We start from the raw sequence: 7,536 nt of genomic DNA on the forward strand, positions 1-7,536 counted from the left end.
TCATAAGAGTGGATACCACAGCGGGCAAAGAATCTGTGACGTGATAGTGATCGGTGAGGATGGTCAGCCGCAACCCTGTGGGAAGGCCCGGAAGAGTCTGCAAGATCTGTTGGACCATAAAAGAAGGGACCACAGCGAACAACAAACGTGTGAAGAGACAAGGGTCGGGGATGATGGCTTGCAGCGGCCATGCGGAAAGGTCTTCAAGAATAGTAAATCCCTGTCGGAGCACAAAAGCAAATACCACAGGGGGCCACAAATCTGTGGTGTGACAGTGGTAGGGGAAGCCGGCGAGCCGCGACCATGTGGGACCGTCTGCAAGAATGCAAAAGTCCTGTCGGATCACAAAATCAAAGTCCACAGCGGGCAACAAACCTGTAAGGTGAGCGCGGACGGGGAAGATAGCCAGCAGCGGCCATGTGGAAAGGTCTTCAACAATGCTAAAGCCCTGTCGGATCACAGAAGAAAATACCACACCGGAGAAAAAACCTGTCAGGCAAAGGTGGTCGGAGAGGATGGACAGCCACAGTCGTGCGGGAAGGTCTGCAAGAGTGCTCAAGCCCTGGCGGATCACAAAAGAATACATCGAAAGCGCAAGCTTGTTGATATGAATCAAGACGACCACCCCACTCATAAATCAACCATGAGTGACTGAAACAATTTTTTGTCACCCCTGGTGATGAAAAATTTCTCACAGTAAAAAAGATAAAGTAACAAGGCTCTGTAGGAGAAGGTGTCAGCTCAAGGGTTAAGGTCATCATCCTTCTTCAGGTCTTCAAACTTGCGTTTCCGATGTCTTCTTTTGTGATCCGACAGGGCACTGGCACTCTTGCAGACCTTGGCGTATGCTCGTTCCTGGCCACACTCCCCGACGAATTTTACATCACAGCTTCGTTGCCCGGTATGCTCTTTTCTTTTATGTGACGACAGGGATTGAGCATTCTTGCAGACCGTCCCGCAGGGTTGCTGTTGGCCATTCTCCCCGACCACGGCCACATCACAGGTTTTTTGTCCGGTGTGGACTTTGCTTTTGTGAACTGCCAGAGACAGAGCATTTTTGTAGACCATCCCGCATGGCCGCGACTGGTCATCCTCCCCGGGCACGCTTATTTCACAGGTTTGTTGGCCGGTGTGGACTTTTTTTTTGTGAGATGACAGGTCTCCAGCATTCTTACAGACCCACCCGCACGGTCGCTGCTGCCCTCCCTCCCCGACCGCGGTCACATCACAGGTTTTGTTTCCGCTGTGGTATCTGCTTTTGTGAACTGCCATAGAGGGAGCATTCTTGCAGACCGACCCGCATGGCTGCAGCTCACCATCCTCCCCGGTCATACTCATATCACAGATTTGTTGTCCGCTGTGGTACCTGCTTTTGTGATATGACAGTTCCTGAACATTACTGCAGACGGTTCCACATGACCGCTGTTGGCCGTCCTCCCCGACAACGGATATGTCACAGGTTTGTTGCCCAGTGTGGTGTTTCCTTTTGTGAATCGAAAGGTTATTAGCATTCTCGCAGACCTTCCCACACGGCCGTTGCTGGCCATCATCTCCGACCACGGCTACCTCACAGGTTTGATGTCTGCCGTGGTTTCTTCTTTTATGTTCGGACAGAGCATGAGTATTCTTGCAGGATTTTCCGCATGGCTGCCGCTGGCCATCCGCCCCGATCACATTAACCTCACAGATTTGTTGCCCACTGTGAGATCTGCTTTTATGAACCGACAGAGATAACGCATTTTTGAAGGTTTTTCCGCATGGCTTCGACTGGCCATCCTTACGGCCCACTTTCAAGTCACATGTTTTTTGCTCCGTGTGGGCTCTTCTTTTGTGATTTTCCAGGGTTCTAAGACCCTTGCAGACCTTCCCGCACGGTAGTTGCTGGCCATCTTCTCCAGCCACTATCACGTCACAGGTTAGCTGCACGGTGCAGTCTCTTCTTTTACGATTAGAAAGGGCTTGCTGGCAATGAGTAACCCCTCCGGAATGGAGACAACCCGAAGATGATGGCACCACCGGGCGTGAAAATTGGGCAAGCGTACAGGAAGTCCTGTTTTCTTCTGGAAGACTACGACCACCCAAACTAAGTAACCCATCAATTATAATCTGGTCATTTACAGAGACACGCACATTCCCGGGCATTGGGACATCGTCATTGACTGATCTGTTAGGCTTATTAATATAGGTGGCCCCTGAATTCATTGGTTGCGTTACGTTTCCAGAATCAAAATGTTGTATACGACTATGCATGTTTATATTCTCTGAATAAGGACATGAGATTTGTTCGGGGGTTGCTCCCGATGGCCGGAATTGACAAACACCGCAGCAGGGATGGACGAAACAATTTAAACCTAAACTATGCAAATATTGATGAGGGTCTCTGTTACTGCGGCCAGAGTCAGAATACTGGAGCCGAACGAAAGAGCCTGTAGGTTGGCTGCTAGCTGCCGGGACTCGGTGGCCAGCTGATTCTGATGGCAGGTATTGTGTTTGGTTATCACCAGAGCCATACATCATACTGATCGTCGCAGACGGCTCATCCCCCTCTCTCAGTACAGAGTTTGCCTCCTGTAGTTCAATCGGGTTAAACAGGGATAATTGGGGGTTCCAATAGCTTTTAAAAAGCCAACTGACAACGACAATCACTTCTACAGGTAGCCATGAATAAGGGGTCGAACCAAGAGAGACGTCTTTGGTGGTCATGGTCAGTTCGTAACCCATCAGCAGATTGGAAACGTAAAGCGATTGCCAGAAAATCGACTCAACAAGGGGCGTTTTCATTTCGTAACTGCCAGGTCTATGTCGCTTGTTATCAGATGGTAAATCGGGTTCTGCATAGCTGTTTGTTTTGGCAATCACTGACGGGCTGTGTGTCAACGTGTGCCGGACAGGCTTTATAGAAAAGCTTTTGTTTGGAGAGCCTGTATTCTGTTCAAACGCGACAACAAAACATTCTGTCAACGGTTCCGCGTGACATGCGACAGATAACAACAATATCAGCAACAACGGTGCTGCAAAAAGAGAGTGCTTAATGATTCTATCCTTGCATTCTGGTTAACAGAGAGGAAGGATAGATCAAGAAAAACTCGTGAACGGCGGGTGCCAGATCAAGGACTGATATCATTGTCCTGTGCCAAATCAACAGGCTTGCGTTTCCGATGTTTTCTTCTGTGATAATGCAGCTCTTCTTTACTCTTGCAGATCTTTCCGCATTGCCGCGACAGGCCATCCCCCTCGAACACTATCACGTCACAGGCTTTTTGCCCGGTGTGATCTCGTCTTTTGTGAAGCGACAGGGCAGGAGCATTCTTGCAGACCTTTCCGCATGGCCGCAGCTGGCCATCCTCCCCGAACACGAACTTGTCACAGATTTGTTGTAATCTGTGGACTTTGCCTCTGTGACCCAACAGATCTTGAATATTTTTACAAACCTTCCCGCATGGCCGCAGCTGGCCATCCTCCCCGACCACAGTTGAATCACAGATTTTTTGTCCGGAGTGCTCTCTTCTTTTATGATGTGACAGGGCTGCAGCGTTCTTGCAGACCACACCACATGCTCGCTGCCGGCCATTCTCCCCGATTATGGTCACGGCACAGTTTTTTTGCCCGGTGTGGTATTTGGTTTTGTGAGTTGACAAAGATGGAACATTCTTGAAGACCATCCGACATGGTCTTGGCTGTCCATCTTCTCCGACCACGGTAACGTTACAGATTTGTTGCCCACTGTGAACTTTTCTTCTGTGCTCCCATAGGACATTAGCATTATTGCAGACGTTTCCGCATTGCCGCTGCTGGCCATTCTCCCCGATCACGATCACATCACAGATTCGTTCCCCGCGGTGGTATCCGCATTTGTGATTCGACAGCACGCGAGCGTTCTTGCAGGCCTTTCCGCATGGTCGTCGCAGACCATTCTCCTCAACCACAGTTACATCACATATGAATTGTCTAGTGTTGTGTGTAACTGGTATTGCTCCTTCGTGAGAAAGATGAAGTTGGCTCTGATCCAATTGGGATGATTCGGTGGTGGTTGGTTGTCTTTCTGAATGGTCATGAGTAAAGAGTATCTGGTCTCCTTCGAGAAGATACCGCAAATCGAGTGACTTATTAACGACCTCAAAATCCTCTGTCTTGGAAGGTAGGGTTTCGAACAATGCCACATCATCAATGAGTGACCCGGCAACGTCGGTGGTATGGGCGACTTCGTCTCCAGGGTTTCCATCAAATACAGGGTCATAATCGAATGGGAGTTGAACGTCAGAAAGATCATTCTGATCTACGCAACTTAAGCGGTGTCCATCAGCCAAATACGGGTACGAGCTATTCAGAGAGTTCTGCTGCGATTCAACGGACTCTGTACTATCGAATGATATCCGGAAATTACAAACGCCATGACAGGGATGGACAAAACAATTTAAACCTAAAGTATGTGAGTTTTGTTGAGAGTCTCCTTCATCGTCGCCAGAGACAAAATACTGGAGACTGGTAAAAGAGCGTGCAGGTTCAGTGGTGGCTTTGGTAACTTGCTGGCCCGATGATTCTGAGGGTGGGTATTGTGTTGGGTTATCTCCCGATCCATACATCATAGGGATGCTCGCAAATGGATGATCCTCCTCCTGTATCAGCATGGATCTTGACTCCTGCAGTTCAAGCGCTTTAAACAGCGGTGCATTGAGGTTCCAATCGCTTTTTAAAAGCCAACTGACAACGACAACCACTTCTGCAGGTAGCCATGAATAATAGGTGGAACCAAGAGGGGTGATTCTGGTGGTCAGGATCAGCTCGTAAACCACCAGCAGGTGCCAACTGTAAAGCCATTGCCACGTAATCGACTCAACAAAAATCGTTTTTATTCGATAACTGAACGTTTTTTGTCGTTTGTTATAAGATGACAAATCTGACTCTGCATAAACTTTAGAGGCGGCAATGACAGGCGGGTAATGTGGCAATGTATGACAGCCATACTTTATAGAAAAACTCTGATTTGGATAATCTGCATTTTGGTCAAGCTCAACAATAAAAGATCCTGTCAATAGTTCGGTCTGACAGACGTTAGACAACAACATCAGCAACACCAGTGCAGTAAGGTGTGATTGTTTAATATTTCTATCCCTGCATTCCGGTTGACAGAGAGGAAGAATAGATCAAGAAAAGCTCGTGGGAGCGCTGCTGTCCGGTCTGATCGTTGCTTATTCACTTTTCACTTTACCTTCTTCAGGAGCTCTGTCGTCGTCCTGATTCTCATCAACACGCTGGCGTTTTCGATGTCTTCTTTTGTGATCCGACAGGGAATGAACATTCTTAAAGATCTTTCCGCATGACTGCTGCTGTCCATCCACCCCAACTGTTATCATTTCACAGGTTCTTGGCTCACGGTGCTGTCTGCTTTTGTGATTTGCAAGGGCATGAGCATTCTTGCAGATCTTGCCGCATGGCTGTGGCTGGCCATCCTTCCCGACCATGGTCACCTTACAGCTTTTTTGCCCGCTGTGGACTTGAATTTTGTGATCCGAAAGGGCTTTACCATGCTTGCAAACTGTCCCGCATGGTCGCGGCTGATCATCTTCACCGACCACTGTTGCACCACAGGTTTGTGGCCCTCTGTGGTATCTGCTTTTGTGCTCCGTCAGGGATTTAGTATTCTTGAAGATCTTTCTGCATGGTCGCTGCAAGCCATCCTCCCCAATGTCTGTCTCTTCACAGGTTTGCTGTCTGCTGTGGTCTCTTCTTTTGTGATCCGCCAGCTCTTGAGGTTTCTTGCAAACTTTCCTACAGGGATGCGGCTGGCCATCCCCTCCGAGCACGGTCATGCCACAGATTTTTTCGCCGATGTGTTCGTTTCTTTTGTGAACCAACAAGGCACTAGCCGTCTTGCAGAGCTTCCCGCAGGATCGCCGCAGACCCTTCTCCCCGATTACGGTCACCTCACAAGTTTTTTGCCCGGTATGATATTGGCTTTTGTGAGTCGACAGAGATTGGGCATTCTTGAAGATGGTCCCGCATGGTCGCGGCTGATTATCTTCTGTGAACAGTGTTGCGTTGCAGGTTTTTTGCCCGCTATGTACGCTTCTTTTGTGATTCGCAAGAGTATGAGCATTCATGAAGACTTCCCCGCATGGCTGTTGTTGACCATCTTTCCCTGCCACTATCAGGTCACAGGTTTTTTGTCCGGTGTGGTATTTGCTTTTGTGAGATGACATGGATCGAACATTCTTGAAGACTTTCCCGCAGGGTCGCTGCAGACCATCCTCCCCGAACACGGTCACGTTGCAGGAAGGAAGGCGACCCAGAGGTGAAATCCCGATTGGGTATGAGAAACGGGGAGCTGTACAGGAAATCCCGCTTCCTTCTGGAAGACCGGGATTACTTAGCCTGAGTAACCCATCGATTATAACCAAGTCATCAGCAGAGACAGGCACATTCCGATGTGTTGGTACATCATCTTTCACTGCCCCGTCAGGGCCATTGTTGCTGGCAGACGCGGGACTCATTGGGTGTATTGCGTTTACGGGACCAAAATAGCCTATGCAAGTAAGGCCGTGTTCATTCAGCGAATGAGAGCGTGAGCTTTGTCCCGATCTTGCTCCCGGAAATTGACAAACGCCATGACAGGGATGAACGAAACAATTGAAACCCAAAGTGTGTGAGTTTTCCCGGGGCCCTCCGTCACCGCCATCAGAGTCAGAATACAGGAGATGATTGAAAGAGCCTGCAGGGTGACAGCTCGCTATCCCGACTCTCTGGCCGGATGATTCTAGTGGTGTACATTGTGGTCGGTTATCACCAGAGCCATGCATCATAGTGATGATCGCAAACGGTTGACCGTCCTGTGTGAGCACAGAGGCTGCCTCCTGGTGTTGACTGTGGTTAAACAGCGGTGAAGTGGGATTCCAGTAGCTTTTTAAAAGCCAACTGACAACAACCACTTCTATAGGTAGCCATAAATAAGGGGTGGAACTCAGACGCACGTCCTTGGTGACCGGGATCAGTTCGTAACCCACCAGCAGGTGAGCAGCGTGAAGCCACTGCCACGAAATCGACTTAATAAGGGTCGTTTTTATTCCGTAACTTTTATATTTGTGTCGTTTGTTATCAGGCGGCAAATCTGGTCCTGCATCGCCGTTGGTATTGGCAATGACTGGTGGATCCTGCGTCAATGTATGACAGCCACGCTTTATAGAAAAGCTTTTGTTTGGGGAACCGGAATTCTGCTCAAGCTCGACAACAAAACGTTCCGTCAACGACTTCGCCTGACAGAAGGCAGACATCAGCAACAGCAGTGCTGCAAAGAGGGAATGTTTAATAATTCTATCCCTACATTCTGGTGGACAGAGAGGAAGGATAGATCAGGAAAAGCTCGTGAAAGGGCTATTGTCAGATCTGGCTGTTATTTGTTCATTCTAACCTTGTTACCTCTCTCTGTAGGGGACAATTTCGAGACAAAGCTTGATATGAAAGGGTGAATAGGTGACCGATAGCAAGTATTCTGCAAGCCCATTACCTCAAGCAGTCACCTTTCGTGCAACACACCCATTC

The 7,536-nt window shown here is 48.8% G+C and carries 4 protein-coding genes; 1 reads left to right on the top strand and 3 read right to left on the bottom strand.

Going from position 1 to position 7,536, the window contains the following annotated elements:
- On the top strand, positions 1 to 655 hold a 655-nt coding region (locus KDK18_RS07695; RefSeq protein ID WP_257254318.1), incomplete at its 5' end, for a hypothetical protein.
- 86 nt (positions 656 to 741) lie between these two features.
- On the opposite strand, the gene KDK18_RS07700 is transcribed toward KDK18_RS07695, so the two are convergent.
- The 3 genes from KDK18_RS07700 to KDK18_RS07710 form a co-directional block, all read right to left on the bottom strand.
- Positions 742 to 2,961, bottom strand: a complete 2,220-nt coding sequence (locus KDK18_RS07700) for a hypothetical protein (RefSeq protein WP_257254319.1) — start codon at positions 2,959 to 2,961, stop codon at positions 742 to 744.
- 146 nt (positions 2,962 to 3,107) lie between these two features.
- Complete coding sequence (locus KDK18_RS07705) at positions 3,108 to 5,066, bottom strand: hypothetical protein (protein WP_257254320.1); 1,959 nt, start codon at positions 5,064 to 5,066, stop codon at positions 3,108 to 3,110.
- Between the two features lie 123 nt (positions 5,067 to 5,189).
- Positions 5,190 to 7,241: a hypothetical protein gene (locus tag KDK18_RS07710; protein WP_257254321.1), complete on the bottom strand. Its 2,052-nt coding sequence runs from the start codon at positions 7,239 to 7,241 to the stop codon at positions 5,190 to 5,192.
- Positions 7,242 to 7,536: the final 295 nt, after the last annotated feature.

The organism is Endozoicomonas sp. SESOKO3 (genome assembly GCF_024606255.1).